This window comes from Thauera sp., from assembly GCF_047601425.1.
GTDB lineage: Bacteria > Pseudomonadota > Gammaproteobacteria > Burkholderiales > Rhodocyclaceae > Thauera.
This window is the reverse complement of sequence record NZ_JASGJL010000001.1, coordinates 2,215,338-2,239,857: the sequence shown is the minus strand read 5'-3', so window position 1 is coordinate 2,239,857 and position 24,520 is coordinate 2,215,338. Positions and strand designations below refer to the sequence as shown.

Sequence of the window (24,520 nt, the reverse complement as noted above, 5' to 3'; positions counted from 1 at the left end):
AGCGGCCCCGGGTATCCATCCCGGGGCCGCTTGTCTTCGTTACTGGCCCAGGCTGTGTGCAATTTCCTCGTCGATGGTGCGCCACAGCGGACGCATGATCATGCGCATGTTGCGGACGATGCTTTGCACGTCCATGACCGATGGGACGCGGACGCCTCGATGTTCGACGGGGCCGCCGATCTGTTTGATATCGACGCCGAGGCGGGAAAAGTGAGTGGCCAGGCGAGGCTCGGTCAGTACGAACAGGGTGTCAACGTCGTGGCGCAGGGCCAGCGAGATGGCGCCCATGTACAAACCGACCGGAATGTAGGGGAAGCGCGGCTGGCCTTTGTTGCCGAAATCCTCGTCCTGGATATCGGCTGCTTTTCTGGTTTCACCTTTCCGGCGGCGGTATCTGGAGCACACCGCGAGTCGGGAGACTTCCGCAATCCGGCCTCTGGGCAGTTTCGCTGGGTCGATGATGCTGCGATCCAGCGTCCCGGCACAGGTGCGTTCGAAGGGCAGTGGTGCATCGGGCTCATCCGGGTTGGCCAGCACGAGGCGTGTGCAACCGACCAGCGTGTAGGGTTCATCGACGCCGCGCAGCAGGCAATGCAGGCTGTGGGCGTCGTAAGCGTCTATTTCCCGCCGATCAGGGCGCTCTGGCTCGAATTTGAGCTCTTCGCAATAGACTTCATGGCGAACACGGTAAACTTGGTCACGGAGCGTTTCATTCTGTGCCGCATCGATACGGAAATATTTCCGGAAGCCGTAGCCGAGGTTGATTCGATCGAGGATGGACATGGTGTGGCTCCCAGGTGGTCAGTTGCCTTGCCGCAGTGCGTCTACGACGGGCGTGGCAGATATACGGGTCGCAGGGAACACTGATGCAAGCACAGTAGCACCCAGGCCGATCAGGCAGGACACGGCGACGGTGGTCGCGTCGATCCGGATGAAGGCGGTATAACCCAGGTTGGCGTTCGGGGGGGGGGGCATCGGAATGCCGATCGCCGAGATCAGCAGGGCAAGCGCAATGCCAATGCTTGCACCGAGTACTGCCCCGATCACACCGAGCACCAAATTTTCGAGCAGGATCAGGCGAAAAACCTCGCGCCGGGTGTTGCCCAGCGCCTGCAGGGTGCCGAATTCGCCCAAGCGCTCGAAAGCGCCCATGTTTACCGTGTTGGCGACGGATAGCAGGACCATGATCAGGATGATCAGCTTCAGGATGCCGAACTGGCGATCATAGAGTTGCAACGTCTTGTCGTAGAAGTCGGACAGCTGGTGCCAGTTGCGGGAGTCCGTGCCAGGAGGAAGAGCTTCATCGATTCGTGCCTGAACCGTGTCGGTGTCTTTCGTTCGCTCCAGCGAGACCACCAGAAGGTTCGCGCCCGCCGTTCCGATCAACTCCCTTGCTGCATCGAGCGGAATGCGGACTGCGCGCGCATCGAAGTCTTTCGAAAAGCTCTGGAAGACGCCGATGATCTCGAAGTCGAGCGTGTTCAGCGCTCCATCCGCCGTATTCATCACCAGAGTCACGAAATCGCCCGGCTTCAGGCTGAGCGAGTGTGCGACGCCCGCGCCAACGACGATGCCGGTGTGGTCGGCGTCCGTCAGTTGGCGCCCTGCGGTGATATTTACGTAAGTACCCAGCCGTGCTTCCTTGTCCGGCTCGACGCCTTCGCCGATGATGGCCAGATCGCGCTTGCCATTGTTCAGCAGGCCCGAGAAATTCAGCCGCGCGGTCACATCGCTTACGCCCTCCTGTTTCAGAATGCTGCGGGTGACGGCAGCCGGGTCGTCGATGATGTAGCGGTCGGGCTGGCGGCTTCCCTTCTCGATGAAATCCTGCCGGAAAACCTGAATGTGGCCGGTTTGAGAGTGGATGATGGCTTCGGCCAGCTGGACGAAGATGTCCTGCACGAAGCCGCCGCTGAGAATCAGGCTGGAGACGCCGAAGACGATCGCCATGAGCGTCATTGCCGTGCGGATCTTCTGGCGAAACACGTTGCGAAAGGCGAGTTTGAAGAGCATGGCTTTTACCGCTGGTGGCGCAGGGCGTCAACAATGTTCATGCGTGACGCCTTCCAGGCCGGAAACAGGCTGGCGAGCAAGGTCGTGAAGAAGGCGAGCATGAAGGCCTCGAGAGCCAGGGCGGCGGAGATCGAGATTTCGCCTGTGTAGCCTCGCGCCATACCGGGTGGCGGGGGCATGGGGATGCCGATTGCCGATATCACCTGTGCCAGCAGGTAACCCAGCATGATGCCCACCACTCCGCTGACGATGCCGAGCAGGATGCCTTCAGTCACGAAGAGTTTGAGAATCTCGTGCCGGCGCACGCCCAGCGCCATCGACGTGCCGATTTCTCCGGTACGTTCGACGACGGTCATCGACAGGGTATTCGAGATGCTGAGGATGACGATCAACGCGATCAGCAATTGCACGACGCCAACCTGGCGTGAAAACAGCTCGACCGTCTTGTTGTAGAAGTCCGCCAGATCGGTCCAGGGAATGACCTCGTAACCCGTCGCCGGCAACTGTTCGCGCAAGGCGCTCACGGCCTTGTCGGTATCGTCTGTCTTGTTCAGCAGCACGACCCAGCTCGTCGCGCCTTCAACCCGCATCAGCTTGCGTGCGACGTCGATGGGCGCCCGTAGCACAGTATCGTCGTACGCCTTGGTTATGGTGGCGAAGAGTCCGGCCACGGTGAGTTCGACTGCATTGACGCCGCCACTGGCGGTGGTGGCAAGCAGGACGACGCGGTCGCCTGGAGAAGCATCGAGGTTGGCTGCAAGACCCTCGCCCAGCAGTACGGAATCCGGGGGGCTTTCCGTCAGATCCTTGCCGGCGACGATGGTGATTGCCCTTGCGATCGGCTGTTCCTGCTCTGGCGAGATGCCCTCGCCGACGAAGGAGACCGTGGCCTCGCCTTTGCTGAGCAGGCCGCTGAAGGCCAGCCGAGGTGTAACTGTGCGGGCTTGCTGCCCGATGATGCCGGTGACGGGTGAGGCATCGGAGGGCAACAGATACTGGTACGGATCTCCCAGACCTTCGCGCAGATATCCAGGGCGGGTTACCTGGACATGCCCCAGTTGAGAGTGGATCGTCGCCTCCCGCATGTCCTGGAAAATCCAGTTGATGAAGCCGCTGGCGAGCAGAAACGCCACGACTCCGCCGGCCACGATGGTCAAGGCCAGCAAGGCACGCCGCCGCTGCCGGAGCAGGTTCCGTGCGGAAAGGGTCAGGGTGTGGCTCATGCCGCGGAAATTCATTAGGGGTTCGCGTATCAGGGTTCTCTCTCTATGATAGCGGCCGTGCCAGCAGAAACTGAAGGGGAAAAGGGTGAAAGAGGACTTCGACTACACAGCCGCGTTTTCACGGAACATCGGCTGGGTGACGTCTGAAGAGCAGACGGCCTTGCGTGGCAAGCGCATCGCCATCGCCGGCATGGGAGGTGTTGGAGGCGTCCATTTGCTCACTCTGGCGCGGCTCGGGATCGGACATTTCAACGTTTCCGATTTCGATGAGTTCGACATAGTCAATTTCAATCGCCAGGCTGGCGCGGTACTGGGGTCGCTGGGGCAGCCCAAGGTGGAGGTGCTGGCGAAAATGGCGGCCGAAATCAATCCCACGGCGGAAATCAGGACTTTTCCACAGGGGGTGTCTGACGACAACCTCGATGATTTCCTCGCTGGTGTCGATCTTTACGTGGATGGTCTGGATTTCTTCTCGTTCAAGGCCCGTCGTTCGACCTTTGCAGCCTGTCATCGTCTCGGCATTCCCGCAGTGACCGCTGCTCCCCTGGGGATGGGGACAGCGGTACTGGTATTCCTGCCGGGACAGATGTCGTTCGAGGAGTATTTCTGCCTGGAGGGCTGCGATGAAGACGAGATGGCCGTCCGTTTCCTGCTTGGTTTGTCGCCAGCGATGCTGCAGCGGGGCTATCTCGCGGATCCGTCGCGGGTGAACCTGAGCGAGCGGCGCGGCCCTTCGACCATCATGGCTTGCCAATTGTGCGCAGGTGCTGCTGCAACCGAGGCAGCGAAGATACTGCTTGGACGGGGAGAAGTGCTTGCCGCGCCGCGCGGATATCAGTTCGATGCCTATCGCAACCGCTTCATCCGCACCTGGCGGCCTGGCGGCAATCGCAACCCCCTGCAGCGCCTCGGCCTCATGATCGCGCGCTGGCAGTTGAACCGGATGAAATCCAAGGGAGCATGAAGTGAGCAGCCGCGAAACACTACTGGAAATCCTGAACCTTGCCCGCTGGGCGCCGAGTGGCGACAACACCCAGCCCTGGCGGTTCGAGATACTTGCCGATGATCATGTCGCAGTACGCGGCAATGACACTCGGGAATGGTGTCTGTATGACATGGACGGACGGGCGAGCCAGATGGCACATGGCGCCTTGCTCGAAACCTTGCGTATCGCCGCGACTCGATTCGGCTTGCGCGCGGAATGGAACTGGCGCTCCGAAACCCCTGAAGATGCTCCGGTTTATGATGTGAAGCTCGTACCTGAAGCCGATATGGCAGTCGATCCGCTGTATTCCTCCATTACCACGCGAACGGTGCAGCGAAGGATGATGCAACGTGCGCCGCTGGCGCCGTCTGTCGGACAGGCCTTGCGCCTTGCGCCTGGCGAAGGCTATTCGGTAAGGCTCATCGAACCGACCGAAGAGCGCTTGAAGGTCGCACGTCTGCTATGGACAAGCGCCCGTGTTCGCTTGATCTGCCCCGAAGCCTTTGACGTTCATAGGGAAATCATCGAGTGGGGCGCCACCTTCAGCAAGGATCGAATCCCCGAGCGCGCGGTTGGTGTCGATCCACTTACCGCTCGCCTGATGCAGTGGGCCATGAAAAGCTGGAAGCGCGTCGATGCCCTGAACCGGTATGCCTTTGGTACGGTGGCGCCGCGCGTCATGCTCGATTTCCTGCCTGCGTATGCTTGCGCCGCACACGTGCTTATCGAGCGTCATACCTTTCCAGCAAGTTTGCCTGAGTTCGTCGATGCAGGGCGTGCCATGCAGAGGGTGTGGCTGACGGCTGCATCGCAGGGCCTGCACCTGCAGCCGCAGATGACGCCATTGATTTTTGGCTGGTATGCAAGTGAAGGCCGAGCGGTTTCGGCCGACGAGCAGGTCAATGCCGCGATGCGTGAGGTGGGGGCTCAGGTTGACCGGATGCTCGGCGGCAAGGGTGTGTTCTTCTGCCGGGTTGGAGAGTCTGGAGTACCCGTGTCGCGATCGATTCGAAAGGAACTGGCGGAGTTGATGGTCTAGACGCCTGTTCCGTGCGTGTAGCACTGGAAGTGCTGAAACCGATCCCGCCGTGGAAAAAAGAAAGCCCCCGGCAGGGGGCTTTCTCAGGCACGGTACCGGGGAGTTGCCCCGGTCGATGCGGTATTACTTGGCGATCTGCTTGCGGCGGATGGCACCCAGACCGAGCAGGCCCAGGCCGAGCAGGGCGAGCGAGGCGGGCTCGGGAACGACGGACGCGTTGGTGATGCGGAGATCCACCGCCTGCACGGCGCCGCCCACGTTGATGATGGCCTGCAGGGCATTCACGCGGGTGAAGTCTGCGTTACCGACGAAGAACGAGAACGGAATGGTGTAGATGCCAGCGCCACCCGACGCGGCTTCAAAAACCGAAACCTCGCCCTCGCTCGAGTAGACTTCGAGCCTGAACGGGAAACCCTGGTCGGTTTCGCCAACCTGGAGCTCGAAAGCCGAGCCCATGGCGGTCAGATCCAGGTCGCCGAGTCCCATGGCGATGGTGTCGGTCGTGTTGTCGGTGCCGTCCCAGCGGATACGCGCTTCAGCCCGGACGCCCGACGGGGTGTCGAAGATGAATTCGCCGTTGGCGACACCGACGTAGGGGTTGGTGAGGCCGCCGCCGGACACGTTGTTGACGTAGATGGAGCGCCAGCCGCCGAGCGCTTCGGAAGCAGCGACGGAAGACCATACACCGGTGCCGTCGGCCGTCGTGTCATAAACAGCGCCCTGATTGGTGCTGAAGTTGTCGACGACCAAAGCGTGGGCGCTGACGCTGGCAGCCAGGACAGCGGTTGCGAAGGCGGTTTTCAGGATGGTTTGAACTTTCATGATCGATTTCCGAAGTGATCTAGCTATTGGTGTTGGGTGAGTTGCGTACGCTAAGTCCTAAGCTAGAAGCGTGCCAATTTTGAAAATTCAATTGAATCATGGGGTTGCATTTTTAATTAACTGTGATGGAGCGTTTGATGTAAAAAAAGGCGACAACATAAAATTCCAATGGAATTCTCTTGCGCCTGGCGGTTCGAAGGTGGTCGATAAAATTGCAAAACTGCCCGTGAACAATTTCACACTACTGGAAAAAAGCATGAAATGTGCAAGTGCGGCGAGTTATGCGGAACCGGGCAAGCGGAAAAATCGGAAGAGGATTTGCTGGTAAGAATGCAAAATGGGTTTTTGGGCAAAAATTACCCATACTGCATTATTTGATATGGTGGGCAGTAACAAATCATGCCGTGTAGAGGGCAGGCGCAAAAAAAGAAGGCCAGTTGGTGGCGAGCACGAAGAAATCTGTTCTTGTCATCGCGGAGCTGGCGGCATGGGATTGCCGGTTTGATGCTGGGGGAGGTCAGAAGCGGGTAATGACCATGGCTTAGTTCCCTGTCACGAGCGAGAGCGTGTACGTTCCATCAGTGACGGATCTGAACCGTAAGCGGTGAGATTGTGGCATGGGGCGACAAGTGCGGTAGTTGTTGCCTTGTTTGCGCCAAGGCTTGTAGGCGCATGCCATTCAATGGAAAAACCTGGTCCAATTAAAAGGCCTGGGTCCGGTCAGGTACCGGATCCAGGCCTTCAGTCTTCGGCTTGTTTGACTACCCAAACTTGGGCGTGTTCTCCAAATTCATGCAGTATTACTTCGCGGTTTGCCTGCGGCGGATGGCACCCAGGCCGAGCAGGCCCAGACCGAGCAGAGCGAGCGAGGCGGGCTCGGGAACGACGGACGCGTTGGTGATGCGGAGATCCACCGCCTGCACGGCGCCGCCCACGTTGACGATGGCCTGCAGGGCATTCACGCGGGTGAAGTCGGCGCTGCCGACGAAGAACGAGAACGGAATGGTGTAGGTGCCAGCGCCACCCGACGGGGCTTCAAAAACCGAAACCTCGCCCTCGCTCGAGTAGACTTCGAGCCTGAACGGGAAACCCTGGTCGGTTTCGACAACCTGGAGCTCGAAAGCCGAGCCCATGGCGGTCAGATCCAGGTTGCCGAGTCCCATGGCGATGGTGTCGGTGGTGTTGTCGGTGCCGTCCCAGCGGATGCGCGCTTCAGCCCGGACGCCCGACGGGGTGTCGAAGATGAATTCGCCGCCGGCGACACCGACGTAGGGGTCGGTGAGGCCGCCGCCGGACATGTTGTTGACGTAGATGGAGCGATAGCCGCCGAGCGCTTCGGAAGCAGCGACGGAAGACCAGATGCCGGTGCCGTCGGCCGTCGTGTCATAAACAGGACTCTGGCTGGTGCTGAAGCTGTCGACGACCACAGCGTGGGCGCTGACGCTGGCAGCCAGGACAGCGGCTGCGAGGGCGGTTTTCAAGACGGTTTGCATTTTCATGGCTGATCTCCAAAACGATCCGGTGCTGGTAGCGACGCGTTACGCACGGTAGTTTTTAAGCCAAAAGCATGCCAGCCAAAAAAAACCAACAAAATCAAATTTGTATAATTTTCCTCTGCTGAGTCAGAGTACTCTGTGTAAAAAAAACCGACAGTTTTGGCGTGGTGATGTTTTGTCTTTGTGAGTGCTTAGATTCTGAATCGGGGGGTGGCATATGCTCTTCGCTTGCCTCGGCGCTGTTATGGCATCCGATGATCGGCCAATAATCGATGTAGGTTGTCGGCAGGCTGATTGACGGAAAACCATCAGAAGGGGCGCAAGGCTGTAATAAAGGGCAGTCCCTGGATTTGCAGGTGCTGCCCGAAGTGAAGATGGTGCTGGCGATGTCCGTCGTCAGTGACTCAGCGCCCGACCATGTTGTCCCGATGGATCAATTCAGGTTCATCCACATAACCCAACAGCTTCTCGATTTCGGCGGTCGGCTTGCGCGCGATCCTGCGGCATTCGGCGGCACTGTAGTTCACCAGGCCGCGCGCGATTTCCTCTCCGGCTGCGTTGCGGCAGGCCACGGCGGCGCCGCGGACGAAATCGCCCCGCACCTCGATGACGCCCACCGGCAGCAGGCTGCGGCCGCTCCGGAGCGCGGCGACGGCACCGTCGTCGATGATCAGGTCGCCTGCCAGCTGCAGATGGTCGGCCAGCCATTGCTTGCGGGCCTGCAGCGGGGTGCTGCTGGCGTAGAGCAGGGTGCCGACGGCTTCGCCTGCACCGAGACGCAGCAACGGATCCTGCTCGCGTCCGCTCGCGATGCAGGTGTGGGCGCCGCTGCGGGCGGCGCGCTGCGCAGCGCGGATCTTGGTGATCATGCCGCCCTTGCTGATGCCGCTGCCGGCGCCGCCGGCCATGGTCTCGTACTGGCGGTCTTCGGCGCGGCCTTCCGAGATCAGTGTGGCGCCGGAGTCGCGGCGCGGGTCGGCGGTGTACAGGCCTTGCTGGTCGGTCAGGATGATCAGCGCGTCGGCTTCGATCAGGTTGGCGACCAGGGCGCCGAGGGTGTCGTTGTCGCCGAACTTGATCTCGTCGGTGACGACGGTGTCGTTCTCGTTGATGATCGGCACGACGCCGAGTTCGAGCAGCGTGGTCAGTGTGCTGCGGGCATTGAGGTAGCGGGTGCGGTCGGCGAGGTCTTCATGCGTCAGCAGGATCTGCGCCGTCTGCAGGCCATGGCGGGAGAAGGCCTCCTCGTAGGCTTCGACGAGGCCCATCTGGCCGACGGCGGCGGCAGCCTGCAGCTTGTTCATTTCGTGCGGCCGTTTGGACCAGCCCAGCCGCTGGATGCCGGCAGCGATGGAGCCGGAGGACACGAGCACGACTTCGCGCTCCTGGGCGCGCAACGCAGCGATCTGCCGCGCCCAGTCGTCGAGCGCGGCCTTGTCGAGGCCCGTGCCGTTGTTGGTGACGAGGGCGCTGCCGACCTTAACCACCAGGCGGCGGGCGTTGCGGATCTTGGTTCTCATGGTGTCGCGGGGGAAGGAAAAGGGGCGGCGGGAGAGGTCTGCAAACTGCCGTGGATGGAACGTGCTCAGCGTTCGGTTTCGTCGATATCGTCCTCGCTGCCTTCGCCCTCATCATCCAGGCTTTCGGCAGCGTAGGCTGCATCGGCGGCTGCGCGCTGGGCGTCGAGTGCGGCCAGGCGTTCGGCTTCGACTGCATGGCGTTCGGCACGTTCGGCTTCGATGCGGGCGCGTTCGGCGTCGAGGAAATCCTGCAGTGCGAAGATCAGCGCCTGCGTGCCTTCGCTCTTGAGCGCGGAAATCTCGAAGTGGCGCTCGACCGGGCCGTAGGCTCCGAGGAAGGCTGCGATGCGTTCGGCACGTTCTTCCTCGTCGATCAGGTCGAGCTTGTTCAGTACCAGCCAGCGAGGCTTGGCGTACAGCTCATCGTCGTACTTGCGCAGCTCTTCGACGATGGCCTTGGCGTCGGTAACAGGGTCGGCGTCGGGGTCGAAGGGCGCAAGGTCGACCAGGTGCAGCAGCACGTGGGTGCGCTGCAGGTGGCGCAGGAACTGGTGGCCCAGGCCGGCGCCCTCGGCTGCACCCTCGATCAGCCCGGGAATGTCGGCGATGACGAAGCTGCGGTTCTCGGCCGTGCGCACCACGCCCAGGTTGGGCGCCAGTGTCGTGAATGGGTAGTCGGCCACCTTGGGTTTGGCCGCCGACACGCTGCGGATGAAGGTGGATTTGCCGGCATTGGGCATGCCGAGCAGGCCGACGTCGGCCAGCACCTTGAGCTCGAGGTGCAGGCTGAAGCGCTCGCCTTCCTGGCCCATGGTCTTCTTGCGCGGCGCCCGGTTGACGCTGGACTTGAAGTGGATGTTGCCCAGGCCGCCGCGGCCGCCGCGGGCGATCAGCACTTTCTTGCCGTCTTCGTCGAGGTCGGCGATCAGTTCCTCGGTTTCGAGGTTGCGGATCACGGTGCCGACCGGAAAGCGCAGCGTGATGTCGTCGCCGCCCTTGCCGTAGCAGTCGCGGCTGCCGCCGTTCTCGCCGCGCTGGGCGCGGAAGCTGCGGGTATAGCGATAGTCGATCAGGGTATTGAGGTTGCGGTCGGCCACCGCAAAGACGCTGCCGCCGCGCCCGCCGTCACCGCCGCTGGGGCCGCCCTTGGGAATGAACTTCTCGCGGCGGAAGGTGGCGGCGCCGTTGCCGCCGTCGCCGGCGAAGACTTCGATGCGGGCTTCGTCAAAAAACTTCATGCCTGATCAACCTTGATCCAAAAATGAAAAAGCCCTACCGCAAGGATAGGGCTTCGATGCTGCAAAGCGCTTGCTGCCGTCGATCAGGCCGCTTCGGGCACGATGATGACGGTACGGCGCTTGGACGGACCCTTGACCGCGAACTGGACGGTGCCGTTCTTCAGTGCAAACAGGGTGTGATCCTTGCCGATGCCGACGTTGTCGCCCGGGTGGTATTCGGTGCCGCGCTGGCGAACGATGATGTTGCCGGCGAGCACGAACTGGCCACCGTAGCGCTTCACGCCGAGGCGTTTCGATTCCGAGTCGCGACCGTTACGCGAACTGCCGCCAGCTTTTTTGTGTGCCATGTCGGATTACCTCCTGCGCCTTAGGCCGAGATCGCTTCGATGCGAAGCTCGGTGTAGTTCTGACGATGCCCCTGATGCTTCTGGTAGTGCTTGCGACGGCGCATCTTGAAAATCTTGACCTTGTCGTGGCGGCCGTGCGAAACCACGGTCGCCTTGACGGAAGCCCCGGCCACCACCGGCGTACCGATCTTCACGGACTCGCCTTCGCCGACCATGAAAACCTGGTCGAGGGTGATTTCGGAACCCACGTCGGCCGGTATCTGTTCTACCTTGATCTTTTCGCCAGCGGCAACGCGATACTGCTTGCCACCGGTTTTTATCACCGCGTACATGGTGTTGCTCCAGTTGATGGGTTTGCAAAGAATCGCGCACTCTAGCTTTTGGTGAGGGAAAAGTCAATGCCAATCAGAGATGTACGTGCCGGCGTGATCTTTGTCACGCGGCGTGCGACGGCGATTGCGGTTTCCGGTAGAAGTGCCGCGCGGCGGCCATAAGCCGTTGCTATGATCGGCGCCTCTTCAGCAATCACGCGTTCAATGCCCTTCTCCGCCGAAACCTGTGTTGCCATGCATATCGGCGACCGTCTGGAACAGCAGGACCGCGTCGGCCTTTTTGCCCATCCGAAGCGGCCGGGCATCATGATGGCTGCGCTGGCCGACGGCATGGGCGGGCACAGCGGAGGCGCGGTGGCTGCAGAGCAAGTGATCATGCGCGCCCGCCAGAACCTCGAAACCTACGCGCCGCTGCATGAAACGCCGCGGGACCTGCTGGCGAGCGTGATCGACGAAGCGCACACCGTCATCAAGCTTACCCGTTTCACCAGCGAGAAGGACCCGCACAGCACCGCCGTCGCCTTTCTGCTGCAGCAAGGCAAGGCCTATTGGGCGCATTGTGGTGACTCGCGGCTTTACTGGTTCCGCGGCACCGCCACGGCGGCACGCAGCCGTGACCATTCGCTGGTCGCCGAACTGATGCGCAAGGGGCGGCTCGATGAGGCGGGGGCGCTCAAGCACCCGCAGCGCAATGTGTTGCTGTCCTGCCTGGGCAGTGAACGTGAGCCGTGCATCGAATACGGTGTGGCCGAGTCGCCCGACGCAGGAGACAGCTTCCTGCTGTGTTCGGATGGGCTGTGGGCTTACTTTACTGATTTCGAACTGGCTTCGACCATTCAGGCGCATCCGCCCCGGACCGCTGCCGAGCGCCTGATTCAGCTGGCGCGCGAGCGTGCCGGCGGCGCAGGCGACAATATCTCCCTTATCATCGTCAAACTCGTTCCGCCCGCCGCAGACGCCCCGAGGTGAACGCATGCGGGTGAGTCCCGCACGGCATTTTCCGTCAACTTCGGGTTCACCCTTGTTGCTGTGGTGCAGCAAATCCGTCTAATGTCCGACGTTCGCCGGTGCTGCAACAAAAGCTTGCAGGACAAGGATAACGACGGGTGAGGCCGGCGGAACGTGCAATGTGGTCAAACAACAGGGAGGATCAGCCTATGCCTCTGACGATCGGAGTGCTAGCGGAGACCGCTGCGGGCGAACGACGCTTGTCTGTCGTGCCGGACGTGGTCAAGAGATACCTGAGCCAGGGTGCCCAGGTGGTGTTGCAGAAAGGGGCGGGGGTGCCTGCGCATTTCCCCGATGAAGTCTTCGCTGACGTGAGCTTCGTCGATACCGCGGCGGAAGTCTGTGGGCAGGCCGACGTGGTGTTCTGCGTTCAGCCGCCGACCGATGAGACGCTTGCGGCGATCAAGCCGGGCAGCGTGCTGCTGGGGCTGCTGCAGCCGTGGTCCAGCGCCGAACGCGTGCGACAGTTGCAGGAGAAGCAGATCACCGCATTCGCCCTGGAACTGCTGCCGCGCATCTCGCGTGCGCAGAGCATGGACGTGCTGTCCTCGCAGGGTGCGGTGGCGGGCTACGAATGTGCGCTGATCGCCGCCGACCACAGTCCCAAGTTCTTCCCGATGATGACCTACGCCGCCGGCACGATCCGTCCGGCCAAGGTGCTGGTGATTGGTGCGGGCGTTGCCGGCCTGCAGGCCATCGCCACCGCGCGCCGCATCGGTGCCATGGTCGAGGCCTATGACGTGCGCCCCGAGACGCGCGAGCAGATCGAGTCGCTTGGCGCCAAGTTCGTCGACACCGGCGTGTCCGCGGCGGGCACGGGCGGTTATGCCCGCGAACTGACCGACGAGGAAAAGGCCAAGCAGGCCGAACGCCTGGCCAAGGCCGTCGCCCAGTGCGATGCGCTGATCACCACTGCCGCGATTCCTGGCAAGAAAGCGCCGCGCATCATCACCGCCGACATGGTCGCGAAGATGAAGGCGGGCGCGGTGGTCGTGGACATGGCAGCCGAGACCGGCGGCAACGTCGAAGGCACGGTGGCGGGCGAGAAGACCTGGGTGGGTGACGTGCTCGTCATCGGTCCGGTCAACATCCCCAGCCGAATGCCGGTCCATGCCTCGGAGATGTATGCCAAGAACCTGTTCAACTTCATTTCGCCCTTCATCAAGGACGGCGTGCTGGCGCTGGACTGGGAAGACGAGGTGGTGGCCGGCACCTGCCTGACCCATGCGGGCGAAGTGCGCCACGCCGGGGTGAAGCAGGTCCTGGGTCTGTAAGGAGAGCCACGATGGAAGGAATTGCTGCGCTGTATATTTTCATGCTGGCCGCATTCACCGGGTACGAGGTGATCTCGCGCGTGCCGGTGATCCTGCATACGCCGCTGATGTCGGGCTCCAACTTTGTGCACGGTGTCGTGCTGGTCGGCGCGATGGTCGTGCTCGGCCACGCCGACCCGGACGAACCGGTGCAACTGGTGATCGGCTTCATCGCCGTGTTTCTCGGCGCCGCCAACGCGGCCGGCGGCTACGTCGTCACCGAGCGCATGCTGGCGATGTTCAAGGGTGGCAACAAGAAGGAAGGAGGCGCATAAATGGCGAACTGGTTCATTCAGGCGTCTTATTTCATCGTCGCCGTGGTGTTCATCATCGGCCTGAAGGCGATGAGCTCGCCGGTGACGGCCCGCAAGGGCATCGTGTGGGCGGGCTACGCGATGGTCGCGGCCACCGTCGTCACCTTCTTCACCCCCGACCTGCACAACGTCGGCCTGATGGTGCTCGCCATCGTGTCCGGCGGCGCGGTGGCATGGTGGAGCGGCAAGACGGTCAAGATGACCGACATGCCGCAGATGGTCGCCATCTACAACGGCATGGGCGGCGGCGCGGCGGCGGCGATCGCGGCGCTGGAGTTCGCCCGCGGCGAGATCACCGATCCGGTGGTGGCGACGCTGGCGGTGCTCGGCGCGCTGATCGGCTCGGTGGCCTTCTCCGGTTCGTGCATTGCCTACGCCAAGCTGCAGGGCATCATGAAGAACGCCTTCCGGCTGCCCAACCAGAACCTGGTCAATATCGGCTTGGCCGTGCTGACTGCGGTGCTGGGGCTGGCGATCATCGTTTCCGATGCGCCGTCCTCGACCCTGATCGTGCTGTTCTTCGTGCTGGCGCTGGCGCTGGGCGCGATCCTGACCAGCCCGATCGGCGGTGCCGACATGCCGGTGGTGATCTCGCTGCTGAACGCCTTCACCGGCCTGGCCGTGGGCTTCGAAGGCTACGTGCTGGGCAACCCGGCGCTGATCGTCGCCGGTATCGTCGTCGGTGCCTCGGGCACGCTGCTGACGCAACTGATGGCGAAGGCGATGAACCGTCCGATCACCAACGTCATCTTCACCCCGATCAGCGGTGCCGCCGCCGGTGGCGAAGGTGAAGTGATCGAAGGCACGATGAAGGAGTTCTCCGCGCTTGATGCAGCGTCGGTGATGCGCTACGCCAGCAAGGTCGCCATCGTGCCGGGCTACGGCATGGCGGTGGCCGGCGCGCAGCACAAGGTGTGGGAAATGGCGCAGCTGCTCGAAGAGGGCGGCGTCGAAGTGGTGTTCGCGATCCACCCGGTCGCGGGCCGCATGCCTGGCCACATGAACGTGCTGCTGGCCGAAGCCGGCGTGCCCTACGACAAGATCTTCGACCTCGAAGAGATCAACGCCGACTTCCCGCAGATCGACGTGGCGCTGGTGATCGGTGCCAACGACGTGGTCAACCCGGTCGCCCGTACCGACAAGACCAGCCCGATCTACGGCATGCCGATCCTGAACGTCGACATGGCGCAGAACGTCATCGTCGTCAAGCGCGGCAAGGGCGCGGGCTACTCGGGCATCGAGAACGCGCTGTTCTACAAGGACAACTGCCGCATGCTGTACGGCAGCGCGCAGGAAGCGATCGCCCAGGTCATCACCCACGTCAAGGCGCTGGAGTCCTGATCCGGGCAGGTTCCGGCCGGCATTCGCGGGTCGGAGCTAAAGCCTGGCTTCATCGGGCCGTAAGCAGGAGAATCGCCTCCTGCTTACGGCCCGATGTCTTTCATGCGCGCATTGCTTTTCCTGAGCCTGTTTTCCGTCCTGCTGCCGGCCGCTGCCCAGCAGCCGGCGAGCATGGGTAGCAGCATGCCGGAGCCTGCGGCCGTGGCAAAGCCGGAAGCGCCCGAATGGCGCAAGACCGACGGCTACCGCTTCCCCGCCGTGGCGAAGACGGTCGAGGACATGCAGAATCTGGCCTATGCGATGCAGTTGCGGGAGTTCTGCGCCAACGCCCGCATTCCGGACGATTTCGTGCGTGAGCGCCTGAACCGCTTCAGCGCCATGACCGGGCGTGAGGAAGACTGCCGAACGCTGCTCGACTACTGAGCTGCCGGGCTTTCGACATCCCTGCTTCAGCGTCTGTGACGCAGCAGCACGAGCGACAGGCCACCGATGATGGGGATGCAGCCCAGCAAGTCGGATGCCGGCACGGTCTCATGCAGGATGGCGATCGACAACAGCGTGCCGAAGATGGGGTTCAGCAGGTGGAAGCCGCTGGCCCGTGCCACTCCGCCATGGCGTACCAGCCACAGCAGCATCAACGTCGTACCGATGGAAACGATACTTGCCTGATAGATCAGGCTGCCCCAGAAGGCGGCATCAGGGACGATGTGCAGACCCTCCTTCAGCAAGGCGATCGGCAGCAGCGCCAGTCCGCTCGTTGGAAGCTGGATCATCGCGATGCGCAGCGGGTCCATCCCATGGACAACCGTCCGATTCAGTAGCGTACTCACGGCTAGGGCCACGGTGCCGACCAAGATCAGGATGATGCTGTCGGCGGCGATGGGCTGGTTCGACCCCCGGCCGTGCATGATCCAGACGACGCCGGCAAAGCCGGCCGCCAGGCCGAGCAATTGGCGCCAGCCGAAGGCTTCCCGGAAGACTGCGCTCGCCAGCAGCGTGGTGAGGAGTGGGCTGGTGCTGACGAGAATCGTGGTCAGTCCGGCCGGTACGGTCTGTATGCCGGTGTAGGTCAGGCCGAGATACACGGCGTTGCCGAGCAGCCCGGCGGCCAGCGCCCGCAGTGCAATCCGTGCATCACCGCTTCTGGGGCTGGATATCCGCAGCAGCCGGCATAGGAGCCAGAGCAGCGCCCCGGCAAGCAGGAAGCGAAGGCTCAGCAAGGTCAGCGGCCCGCTGGATGCCATGCCGATCTTGCCGGCGATGAAGGCCGAACTCCAGACGAAACTGAAAGCCGTGCCCACGCAGGCGATCCGCAAGGCGCTGGCAGGGAGAAGGAGGGGGCGGGTCGAAGTGTCCGGCATGGCAGCGGTGCTCGCAGTGGGTTGGTGAAATGGGGTGATGAGCACTCTACTTGCCGCATTTTTATGAGAAAAATTGATAATATAAAGATAAAAATGATTTTTATAAATGATCGACATGAAACTGCTCGCACGTCACCTCGACATCGATTTGCTGCGCACCCTGGTCAGCATCGCCGATAGCGGAAGCTTTTCGGCGGCTGCCGAGCGGATGGGGCGAACCCAGTCGGCGATCAGCTTGCAGATCAAGCGTCTGGAAGAAAACGTTGGCCATCTGCTGCTCGACCGGAGCCAGGGGCGGGTGGAAGGGCCGACTGCGGAGGGGCGGCTGCTGCTCGATTACGCCCGGCGCATCCTGCGTCTCAACGACGAAGCCTATGGCTGTTTCTTCCCTAGCCCGGTATCCGGGCAACTGCGGGTCGGCTTGCCGGAAGAGCTCATGGAAAGCGTATTTCCCGCAGTGCTGAAAAAATTCGCCGAGTCTCATCCCCAGGTGGAACTGTCGGTGTTCTGCGATCTCTCTGCCCGTCTCATCGCCAAGGGCGAAGCAGGGGAACTCGACCTCGTGCTCGCCAAGCAGGTCACGGCGCATCCGCTCGTCGCAACCGATGCAGGCTGGAAGCGCATGCGGCGGGAGCCTCTGGTCTGGCTGGCAGGAGGCTTGGCAAGTGAGGGCAGTGTGCTTGTCAACCAGGAATCCCTGCCGGTGGGCGTCTTCCAGGAAGGCTGTGTCTTTCGTACTGCGGCACTGACCGCCTTGGCTGGCAGCGGGCGGGCATGGCGGCTGGCCTTCGTCGGCAGCAGCTACACTGCATTGAGGCACGCGGTCAGAGCCGGGATTGCCGTGGCGCCGCTGGCGCTGAGCCTGGCCAGCCCCGGCCTGTCGGTCGTCCGAAGTGGCTTGCCGGAGCTGCCTGATGTGGAGTTGATTGCCTGCATGGGGAGGCCTGGCCGGGAGGCGGCGCGGCGGCTCCTGGAGCTGTTCGAGGCCGAACTATGGCAGCAGCCCTGAGGGGCCGGGTGTCAGGCGTTCGCCTGGAAGGAAAAGCGCGAGAACGCGTGGGCCGTCATCGGCTGGCCGAACAAGGGGCCTTGCTGCAGGTGACAGGACAGCGCGCTGAGGAAGTCACGCTGGGCGGCGGTTTCCACGCCGCGCGCAAGCACTTCCAGTCCCAGCGTGTCTGCAAGGCTCGCGATGGCCTCGACGATGGCCTCGCTGTCCTCGCTGTGGCCGACACCCTGAACGAGTCCAGGGGTCAGCTTGATGGCGCTCAGCGGGTAGCGGCGCAAGCGCGGAATCGATGACAGGCCACGGCCGAAGTCGTCGATGGCAAGGCGGACGCCCATTGCCGACAGCGCTTTCAGCGTGCTCAGCAGGCCAGGACTTTCGCTTTCGAGCACTTTCTCGTCGAGATCGAGCTCCAGCCGTTCGGGTGGCAGGTCGTTGTCCTCAAGTACCAGCCGCACGCATTCGGCGAAGTCGCCATGCAGCAACTGCTCGGTCGAGACGTTGACGGTCAGCCGGGGTTTCCGGCCGTCGTTGCCTTGCCAGGTGCGGGCACTGCGGCAGGCTGCATTGAGCACCCAGTCGCCGAGGCGGGCGATGAGCTGCGGGTCGTGGATCGCACTCCTGAAGCGGCCGAACGGCAATTGCCCGAGGCTTGGATGCTGCCAGCGCAGCAGTGCTTCGCCAGCCCACAGGCGCTTGCTTCGGGTATCGATCAGCGGCTGGAAATTCAGCAGGAACTCGTCCTGGTCGAGCGCTTGCCACAGCCTTGGCTCGAAGCTGCTGGCGCTGGCATCGGGCCAGATCACGGCGTCGAACAGGCTGCCCGGGCGGTTCAGGACTCGATGCTCCCGATCGAGATGGGCTGCGAAGCTGGCCGCTGCTTCCCCTGTGGCGCGCGAAGACGCGCGGGCGCGGGTGCCGCTGGGGCTCAGCACCAGCGCATGTACGCCGGGCCGCAGCCGGGGCGCACAAAGCACCTTGAGTTCGCGCGCGCTCCCGTTCGGCAGGGTAAAGCCGATCTGGCTGCGTCGCTCTCCCTGGATCAGGAGTCGTGCTCGTGCGTCGAGGAAGGCTTCTTCGTTCGGGAACAGGGTGGCCAGAGGCTGGCCTGCGACCTGGCGGTAATCGCGTTCCAGCAGCTTGCAGGCTGCGGTATTGGCGTCGAGGATCAACTCGTCGCCAATGATCAACAGCCCTTCGTCGATCAATTCGAGCAGGGCCAGGTAAACACCCGTTTCGGCGCCTTCCGACAGGTCGGCGATGAAAGGTTCGTGCTGGGGCGAAGACGGGCGTCCGGGGAGGGTCACGAGGGGCAGGACCTGCGGTGGTGATGTGGCAATCTACGGCATTGCCATCAGAATACTTGAACCCTCTTCATCGCCGAGCAGGGAATAGACGCCGGAGTCGCGGCTATTTTCTGCCCAGGCCACCCAGCAGGACGGCGATCGGCCGCTGGGGTTTGCGCAACGGGTCGGGACGGCCGTCGGTAACCGGGCGCTCGGAGGCGGACGATGGAGCTGCAGGCTGGTAAGGCTTGCTGAAATCGAAGCCATCCGCGGCGATGTTCGAGCGCGCTCGTGAGCCGGACCGTGCCGCGGGAGCGGAGGCCTGACGAGCGCCCGGCTGAGGCGCCCCCAGCTGAGGCGCCCCCAGCTGGCGTGCGCCATCCTGGCGAGGCGTCCGCTGTCCATCGGCGGCGGCACGGCGTCCGCGCGAGCGGCTGCCGGCTTCGAAGAACTCGGGCTCGGGGTCGAAGCCGGGCACGATCTCCTGCGGAATCTCGAGCTTGATCAGCTTCTGGATCTCGGCCAGCCAGTGCTTTTCTTCGGTGCTGACCAGCGACACCGCGTTGCCCTTGTGGCCGGCACGGCCGGTGCGGCCGATGCGGTGCACATAGTCTTCGGCGGTGTGCGGCAGCTCGAAGTTGATGACGTAGGGCAGTTCGTCGATGTCGATGCCGCGCGCGGCGACGTCGGTGGCGACGAGCACGCGCAGCTTGCCGCTCTTGAAGGCTTCCAGCGTCTCGGTGCGCTGCTGCTGGCTCTTGTCGCCGTGGATGGCGTCGGCCGAGATGCCGCTGCGTTCGAGGAAGTGGGCCAGCCTGCCGCAGACGAGCTTGGTGTTGACGAAGACCAGCGCCTGGGTGTCGGGCTGGTGGCGCAGCAGATGGGCGAGCAGGTTGCGCTTCATGCCCGACGAGACCGGGTGCACCACGTGGGTGATCGTCTCCGACACCATGTTGCGGCGCGCGACTTCGATCAGCTGCGGGTTCTTCAGCATCTGGTCGGCGAGCTTCTTGATCTCGTCCGAGAAGGTGGCGGAGAACAGCAGGCTCTGGCGGTTGGCCGGCAGCAGGGCGAGGATGCGCTTGATGTCGGGGATGAAGCCCATGTCCAGCATGCGGTCGGCTTCGTCCAGCACCAGCACTTCGACCTGGGACAGGTTGATGGATTTCTGTTCGACGTGGTCGAGCAGCCGGCCCGGCGTGGCGATGACCACCTCGATGCCGCGGCGCAGCTCCATCTGCTGCGGCTTGATGTCCACGCCGCCGTACACGCACACCGAGCGCAGCGGCAGGTACTTGCTGTAGGTCTTGACCGATTCGTACACCTGCATCGCCAGTTCGCGCGTCGGCGCCAGGATGAGCGCGCGCGTCTGGTGGCGGGCGGGCGAGGTGCTGGTGTTGGCGTGGCGGGCGATGCGCTGCAGCAACGGCAGCGTGAAGCCCGCGGTCTTGCCGGTGCCGGTCTGGGCGCCGCCCATGACGTCGTGGCCGGCGATGACGGTCGGGATGGCCTGGCGCTGGATCGGCGTAGGTTCGGAATAGCCGGCGTCAGTGACGGCTTTGAGCAGTTCGGGAATGAGGCCGAGATCGGCGAAACTCATGGGCGCCTTTGCGTTGAGCGCGGCCGCTAGGGGGCCGCCTGATTTGCGAAACTCCGGATTATACACGGCACGGAAAACCGTTATGGGACAGGGGCTTCGCCAGCGGCCTGAGGGGGTTGGCGTGGTTCGGCCCGACGCGGCCCGGCCGGGTGCGGCCCAGCCTGACGTGGCCCGGCCGTCTTCAGCGCTTCAACGTGAGAAAGGCGGTGACTTCTTCACGGTCGTGGTACAGGTGCTTGATGCGCAGGTCGAAGGGACCCACGCTGTTGAGCCGCTTGCGGATCAGTTCGCGGCATTGCTCGACGGCTTCGAGCCGGCGCTTCATCGGCAGCTTGAGGTTGAAGACGGTGTAGCGGCACTTGCCGGTGGCGATCCATTCGGCCATCAGCGAAGCGATGCGCGACGGCTGCTCGACCATGTCGCACACCATCCAGTCGACCGGCCGCTGCGGCCGCCAGGTGAAGCCGTCGGCTTTCAGATGTTCGACCATCTCGGTCGCCATCACGCTGTCGCGCAGCGGGCCGTTGTCGATTGCGGTCACCCGCAGGCCGCGATGGACGAGCTGCCAGGTCCAGCCGCCCGGCGCGGCGCCGAGATCGACCGCGCGCTGGCCGGCACGCAGGATGTTGTCGCGCTCGCCTTCTTCCAGCAGCGTCATGAAGGCTTCGGCCAGCTTCATGGTCGAACGGCTGGGAGCGTTGGAGGGCATCCGCAACCGTGGAATGCCCATCGGCCAGGACGCACATCGGCCGTCCAGGCCGGCCGCCAGCCAGGCCGTGGTGGCGTCGGTGAACAGCACGTGCAGCACAGGCAGGCCGGTGCGGCTGCTGCGCAGGCAGCCGGCCTTCTCCAGTGCCTTGGTCAACGGCTCGGTGAAGCGCTTGCAGAAGCCCGAACGCTGCTTGGCCTCGTCGGTGTCCGGTGTTTCCAGGACCACGCTGCAGAAGCGCTGGCCGGAGGCTTTGACCGCTTCGACGATGGGTGTGGCGCGGTCGCGCTCTGGCAGATCCTCGACGCGAGCGAAGTACGGCAGCAACTGGCGCGCGAAGCAGGGCCGCCGCCAGTCGGTGGCTTCGCCGAAGCTGCCGAGCGGAAGGGGTTCGAAGGTCTCGAAGACGACGTAGCCGGTATCGGGCTGGGCTCGGACGAAGCCGATCAGGCCAGCCTCGGCGGCCAGGTCGTCGATCTCGCCGGCCAGTTCCTTCTCGAAACCGGCGCGGCAATAGCCGATCAGGCCGGAACAGGGCAGACCGGCGGCAGGTGTGTGTTGGGTCATCGGCGGGCAGGGGAGATGAAAGGGGCGCCCATCACAGGATGGGGAAATTGCGGATGATAAGCCCTGCAGCCCGCCAGAGGCAGTGGCGCCTATTTCTGCCTGGGGGCAGTGGCATCGCCAGGAGAGGCGGGCGGAGCCGGTGTCGCCTGCTGTGCCCCTGGCACCAGCATGGATGGAACAGTGTCGAGTTTGTGCTCCATCATGTAATCGTTCATGTCCCGCCAGCCGCTGAACACCGCGGCTTTCTCGGACGACGGGTTGAGTGCGTAGCAGTCTTCGAGCGAGCGCCCGGCATGGCGGCAGGCGCTGCCGACCGCACGTCCCTCGGCCTCCTTCGCCTCCCGTTCGCGTGCGGGGTTGGGGAGTTCCAGCAACTCGCCGAGCATGTCGCAGCCGGCGGTCATCGTCAGCGAGGCGACGAGCAGGAGTCTTGCGAGTGAGCGTTTCGCAAGCGTGGAAGGCAGGGCGTGTTTGCGCATGGCTGGTCGGAATGGGCACGGGCTATGGCAAGGCTTAACGGCACTGCCTGCCATATCTTGAAGGCCTGGTATCGGGGTGTGCAATATTCCATCCACGGCATCGGGAGCGATCTATAATTCTTAAGTTAACCCCCTTTTCGCATCCTTCTTCCTTACCGCAGTTTTCCTTTCGCGCCAGGTCCATGAATACCAAACGTTTCAAGACGACAGTCATTGCTTTTGCCGCTCTTCTGTCCGGTGCTGCCATGCCTGTATCCCAAGCCGCTGATGCCGGTTTGCAGATCCAGCTCTTTCACCGGCTGCCCGAAGGCAAGGCGGCAGCGCTGCGGGAACTGGTCGAGCGCTTCAACGGGCAGGAAAAAGGCGCCAGGGTGGTGTTGTCCGATGCGGACTGGCGCAATGCATCGCCGCACATGCTGATCCTCGAAGGCGAGGACGAAGAGGCGTTCGTTGCCGGCAAGCCGCGCTACAAGGCATTGCACGCGCTGATGAAGGATGCCGGCGTGCCTTTGCAGACGCTGCGCCCGCCGGCGATGATGACGCGCACCCCGGTCGATGCCAAGGGCCAGCTGCTGGCATTGCCGGTCGGGCTGTCGACCCCGGTGTTGTTCCTGAACCGCGATGCGCTGCGCAAGGCCGGGGTGAATGCGGATGCTCCTGCGGTGGCGACCTGGGTTGAGCTGCAGGAAACCCTCGGCCGCCTCGCTGATACCGGCCATGCCTGCCCGTATACCGTGGCCGAGCCGGGCCGGGTGATGGTCGAGAACCTCAGCGCCTGGCACAACCAGCCCGTCGCCAAGGCCCAGGGCAAAGGCAAGGCACAGACGATGGCGCCGTCCTTCAACGGCATGTTCCAGGTCAAGCACGTGGCAATGATGGCGAGCTGGTCGCGGGCGCGTTACCTGCATGTCTTCGAGCACAACACCGAAGCCGAGCAGCGTTTCGCGAGTGGCGACTGCGCGGTGATTGCGGCGCCGTCGTCGAGCTGGGCCGATTTCCGCCGCCAGGGCAAGATCGATGTCGCAGTGTCGCGCCTGCCGTACTACGACGATTTCCCCGGCGCGCCGCAGAATACCATCGCCGATGGCCCGGCGCTGTGGGCCTCGGCAGGCAAGAAGCCGGCCGAATACAAAGCGGTTGCACGTTTCGTCGCATTCTGGCTGCAGCCGCAGAACCAGGTCGCCTGGCAGCGCGAGACCGGTTATCTGCCGCTGAACCGCGCAGGTCTGCTGGCATCGACCAGCGAGCTGCTCGGCGAAGACCTCGACAATGTGCGCGTGGCCGTCGAGCAGCTCACCAACAAGCCGGCCACGGCTGCGTCCGGCGCCCAGCCGGTGGTCGAGCGCGAGCGCGTGCGCCGCATCCTCGACGAGGAGCTTGCCGGCGTGTGGGCCGACAGCAAGGCTGCCAAGGAAGCGCTGGACAACGCCGTGGCACGGGCCATGACCGGCCGCTAGGCAAATCACCGGGGCGGAGCGCTGGTGCGGCTGGCTTGACGCGAGTTCGACGCAGGCGCCTACCATCCACGCTTTTTCCGCCAGCGTGTCCGCCTTGTCCGTCAAGCAGCTTTTTGCGCCGATCGCCGCCGACATGCAGGCGGTGGATGCGGCCATCCGCAGCCGTCTCCATTCAGACGTGGTCCTGATCCGCCAGGTCGCGGAATACATCATCCATAGCGGCGGCAAGCGCCTGCGCCCTGCCCTGGTGCTGTTCACCGCCGGGGCCATGGGCTACAAGGGGACGCACCACCACGAACTGGCGGCGGTCGTGGAGTTCATCCATACCGCGACCTTGCTGCACGACGATGTCGTCGACGAGTCCGACCTGCGCCGTGGCAGCAAGACCGCAAATGCGATGTTCGGCAATGCGGCCTCGGTGCTGGTGGGTGATTTCCTCTACACCCGGGCCTTCCAGATGATGGTCGGTGTGGACAACATGCACGTGATGCGCGTGCTGGCCGACGCCACCAACATCATCGCCGAAGGCGAAGTCCTTCAATTGCTCAACTGTCACAACGCAGATGTCCTCATCGAGGACTATCTGCGTGTGATCCGCTACAAGACGGCCAAGCTGTTCGAAGCTGCGTCCCGCCTGGGCGGCATCATCGGCGGTGCAGACGAAGAAACCGAGCAGCGTCTCGCGGCCTTCGGCATGCATCTCGGCACCGCCTTCCAGCTCATCGACGACGTGCTCGACTATTCCGCGGACGAGGCCGATACCGGCAAGCATCTTGGCGACGACCTGGCCGAAGGCAAGCCCACGCTGCCGCTGATCCACGTCATGAGCCACGGCACCCCCGAACAGGCCGCACTGGTGCGTGGTGCCATCGAGAACGGTGGGCGCGATGATTTCGCCGCCGTGCTGGCGGCGATCAAAGCCACCGGCGCGCTGGAAGAAACCCGCCGCTACGCCGAGGCCGAAGCCAGGCTGGCGATCGACGCGATTTCGGTGCTGCCCCCTTCCATTTTCAAGGATGCGCTGCTACAATTGTCCCACTTTGCAGTTGAGCGAAATCACTGAT

The 24,520-nt window shown here is 63.3% G+C and carries 25 protein-coding genes; 10 read left to right on the top strand and 15 right to left on the bottom strand.

What is annotated here, in order from left to right; genetic code table 11:
- Positions 1 to 39: 39 nt before the first annotated feature.
- Genes QM748_RS10945 through QM748_RS10935 form a run of 3 tightly spaced genes read right to left on the bottom strand, consistent with a single transcriptional unit; the run spans position 40 to position 3,236 of the window.
- Complete coding sequence (locus QM748_RS10945) at positions 40 to 783, bottom strand: PEP-CTERM/exosortase system-associated acyltransferase (protein ID WP_415247002.1); 744 nt, start codon at positions 781 to 783, stop codon at positions 40 to 42.
- Between the two features lie 18 nt (positions 784 to 801).
- Positions 802 to 2,013, bottom strand: coding sequence for an ABC transporter permease (locus tag QM748_RS10940; RefSeq protein ID WP_415247001.1), 1,212 nt, complete (start codon positions 2,011 to 2,013; stop codon positions 802 to 804).
- Positions 2,014 to 2,018: 5 nt separating this feature from the next.
- Positions 2,019 to 3,236, bottom strand: a complete 1,218-nt coding sequence (locus QM748_RS10935) for an ABC transporter permease (RefSeq protein WP_415247000.1) — start codon at positions 3,234 to 3,236, stop codon at positions 2,019 to 2,021.
- 85 nt (positions 3,237 to 3,321) lie between these two features.
- Here QM748_RS10935 and QM748_RS10930 point away from each other — a divergent pair, with 85 nt between their 5' ends.
- Positions 3,322 to 4,200 (top strand): ThiF family adenylyltransferase, encoded by an 879-nt coding sequence (locus tag QM748_RS10930; protein ID WP_415246999.1) that lies wholly within the window; start codon positions 3,322 to 3,324, stop codon positions 4,198 to 4,200.
- Position 4,201: 1 nt separating this feature from the next.
- On the top strand, positions 4,202 to 5,260 hold the full coding sequence (locus QM748_RS10925) for a nitroreductase family protein (protein WP_415246998.1): 1,059 nt from the start codon (positions 4,202 to 4,204) through the stop codon (positions 5,258 to 5,260).
- 123 nt (positions 5,261 to 5,383) lie between these two features.
- Here the strand turns inward: QM748_RS10925 and QM748_RS10920 are convergent, their stop codons facing one another.
- The 7 genes from QM748_RS10920 to QM748_RS10890 all read right to left on the bottom strand — a co-directional run bounded on the left by QM748_RS10920 (position 5,384) and on the right by QM748_RS10890 (position 11,251).
- Positions 5,384 to 6,082 (bottom strand): PEP-CTERM sorting domain-containing protein, encoded by a 699-nt coding sequence (locus tag QM748_RS10920; RefSeq protein WP_415246997.1) that lies wholly within the window; start codon positions 6,080 to 6,082, stop codon positions 5,384 to 5,386.
- An 800-nt stretch (positions 6,083 to 6,882) separates the two neighbouring features.
- Entirely contained in the window at positions 6,883 to 7,581 is a 699-nt protein-coding gene (locus QM748_RS10915; RefSeq protein WP_415246996.1) for a PEP-CTERM sorting domain-containing protein, read from the bottom strand.
- A 401-nt stretch (positions 7,582 to 7,982) separates the two neighbouring features.
- Entirely contained in the window at positions 7,983 to 9,098 is a 1,116-nt protein-coding gene (proB, locus tag QM748_RS10910; protein ID WP_415246995.1) for a glutamate 5-kinase, read from the bottom strand.
- Between the two features lie 65 nt (positions 9,099 to 9,163).
- Positions 9,164 to 10,336: an Obg family GTPase CgtA gene (gene cgtA, locus QM748_RS10905; RefSeq protein WP_415246994.1), complete on the bottom strand. Its 1,173-nt coding sequence runs from the start codon at positions 10,334 to 10,336 to the stop codon at positions 9,164 to 9,166.
- Between the two features lie 83 nt (positions 10,337 to 10,419).
- Positions 10,420 to 10,683 carry a 50S ribosomal protein L27 gene (gene rpmA / locus QM748_RS10900; RefSeq protein WP_068637127.1) on the bottom strand — a complete coding sequence of 88 codons (264 nt, stop codon included), beginning with the start codon at positions 10,681 to 10,683 and terminating at the stop codon, positions 10,420 to 10,422.
- A 20-nt stretch (positions 10,684 to 10,703) separates the two neighbouring features.
- Complete coding sequence (gene rplU, locus QM748_RS10895) at positions 10,704 to 11,015, bottom strand: 50S ribosomal protein L21 (RefSeq protein WP_415246993.1); 312 nt, start codon at positions 11,013 to 11,015, stop codon at positions 10,704 to 10,706.
- Positions 11,016 to 11,056: 41 nt separating this feature from the next.
- Positions 11,057 to 11,251 (bottom strand): hypothetical protein, encoded by a 195-nt coding sequence (locus QM748_RS10890; protein WP_415248089.1) that lies wholly within the window; start codon positions 11,249 to 11,251, stop codon positions 11,057 to 11,059.
- Between QM748_RS10890 and QM748_RS10885 the strand changes: the two genes are divergently transcribed.
- From QM748_RS10885 to QM748_RS10865, 5 genes are all read left to right on the top strand, one after another.
- Complete coding sequence (locus tag QM748_RS10885) at positions 11,220 to 11,984, top strand: PP2C family protein-serine/threonine phosphatase (RefSeq protein ID WP_415246992.1); 765 nt, start codon at positions 11,220 to 11,222, stop codon at positions 11,982 to 11,984. The two genes, QM748_RS10890 and QM748_RS10885, sit on opposite strands and share 32 nt — an antisense overlap.
- Positions 11,985 to 12,172: 188 nt before the next feature.
- Entirely contained in the window at positions 12,173 to 13,297 is a 1,125-nt protein-coding gene (locus QM748_RS10880) for an NAD(P) transhydrogenase subunit alpha (protein WP_415246991.1), read from the top strand.
- An 11-nt stretch (positions 13,298 to 13,308) separates the two neighbouring features.
- Positions 13,309 to 13,611, top strand: a complete 303-nt coding sequence (locus QM748_RS10875; RefSeq protein ID WP_415246990.1) for an NAD(P) transhydrogenase subunit alpha — start codon at positions 13,309 to 13,311, stop codon at positions 13,609 to 13,611.
- Positions 13,612 to 14,991 carry an NAD(P)(+) transhydrogenase (Re/Si-specific) subunit beta gene (locus QM748_RS10870; RefSeq protein ID WP_415246989.1) on the top strand — a complete coding sequence of 460 codons (1,380 nt, stop codon included), beginning with the start codon at positions 13,612 to 13,614 and terminating at the stop codon, positions 14,989 to 14,991.
- 102 nt (positions 14,992 to 15,093) lie between these two features.
- Positions 15,094 to 15,414 carry a hypothetical protein gene (locus QM748_RS10865; RefSeq protein WP_415246988.1) on the top strand — a complete coding sequence of 107 codons (321 nt, stop codon included), beginning with the start codon at positions 15,094 to 15,096 and terminating at the stop codon, positions 15,412 to 15,414.
- A gap of 26 nt (positions 15,415 to 15,440) precedes the next feature.
- On the opposite strand, the gene QM748_RS10860 is transcribed toward QM748_RS10865, so the two are convergent.
- The gene (locus tag QM748_RS10860; RefSeq protein WP_415246987.1) at positions 15,441 to 16,469 is read right to left on the bottom strand and encodes a DMT family transporter; all 1,029 of its coding nucleotides are present in this window, start codon (positions 16,467 to 16,469) and stop codon (positions 15,441 to 15,443) included.
- Here QM748_RS10860 and QM748_RS10855 point away from each other — a divergent pair.
- Positions 16,459 to 17,361: a LysR substrate-binding domain-containing protein gene (locus tag QM748_RS10855; protein WP_415246986.1), complete on the top strand. Its 903-nt coding sequence runs from the start codon at positions 16,459 to 16,461 to the stop codon at positions 17,359 to 17,361. The two genes, QM748_RS10860 and QM748_RS10855, sit on opposite strands and share 11 nt — an antisense overlap.
- Before the next feature lie 11 nt (positions 17,362 to 17,372).
- Here QM748_RS10855 and QM748_RS10850 read toward each other — a convergent pair whose 3' ends face one another.
- From QM748_RS10850 to QM748_RS10835, 4 genes are all read right to left on the bottom strand, one after another.
- A complete protein-coding gene (locus tag QM748_RS10850) occupies positions 17,373 to 18,665 on the bottom strand; it encodes an EAL domain-containing protein (RefSeq protein WP_415246985.1) in 1,293 nt (430 codons plus the stop codon).
- A gap of 103 nt (positions 18,666 to 18,768) precedes the next feature.
- On the bottom strand, positions 18,769 to 20,244 hold the full coding sequence (locus tag QM748_RS10845; protein ID WP_415246984.1) for a DEAD/DEAH box helicase: 1,476 nt from the start codon (positions 20,242 to 20,244) through the stop codon (positions 18,769 to 18,771).
- A gap of 181 nt (positions 20,245 to 20,425) precedes the next feature.
- The gene (rlmM, locus tag QM748_RS10840) at positions 20,426 to 21,520 is read right to left on the bottom strand and encodes a 23S rRNA (cytidine(2498)-2'-O)-methyltransferase RlmM (RefSeq protein ID WP_415246983.1); all 1,095 of its coding nucleotides are present in this window, start codon (positions 21,518 to 21,520) and stop codon (positions 20,426 to 20,428) included.
- An 89-nt stretch (positions 21,521 to 21,609) separates the two neighbouring features.
- Positions 21,610 to 21,999 (bottom strand): hypothetical protein, encoded by a 390-nt coding sequence (locus QM748_RS10835; RefSeq protein WP_415246982.1) that lies wholly within the window; start codon positions 21,997 to 21,999, stop codon positions 21,610 to 21,612.
- 182 nt (positions 22,000 to 22,181) lie between these two features.
- Here QM748_RS10835 and QM748_RS10830 point away from each other — a divergent pair, with 182 nt between their 5' ends.
- Entirely contained in the window at positions 22,182 to 23,456 is a 1,275-nt protein-coding gene (locus QM748_RS10830) for an extracellular solute-binding protein (protein ID WP_415246981.1), read from the top strand.
- A 94-nt stretch (positions 23,457 to 23,550) separates the two neighbouring features.
- Positions 23,551 to 24,519, top strand: a complete 969-nt coding sequence (gene ispB, locus QM748_RS10825) for an octaprenyl diphosphate synthase (protein WP_415248054.1) — start codon at positions 23,551 to 23,553, stop codon at positions 24,517 to 24,519.
- Position 24,520: the final 1 nt, after the last annotated feature.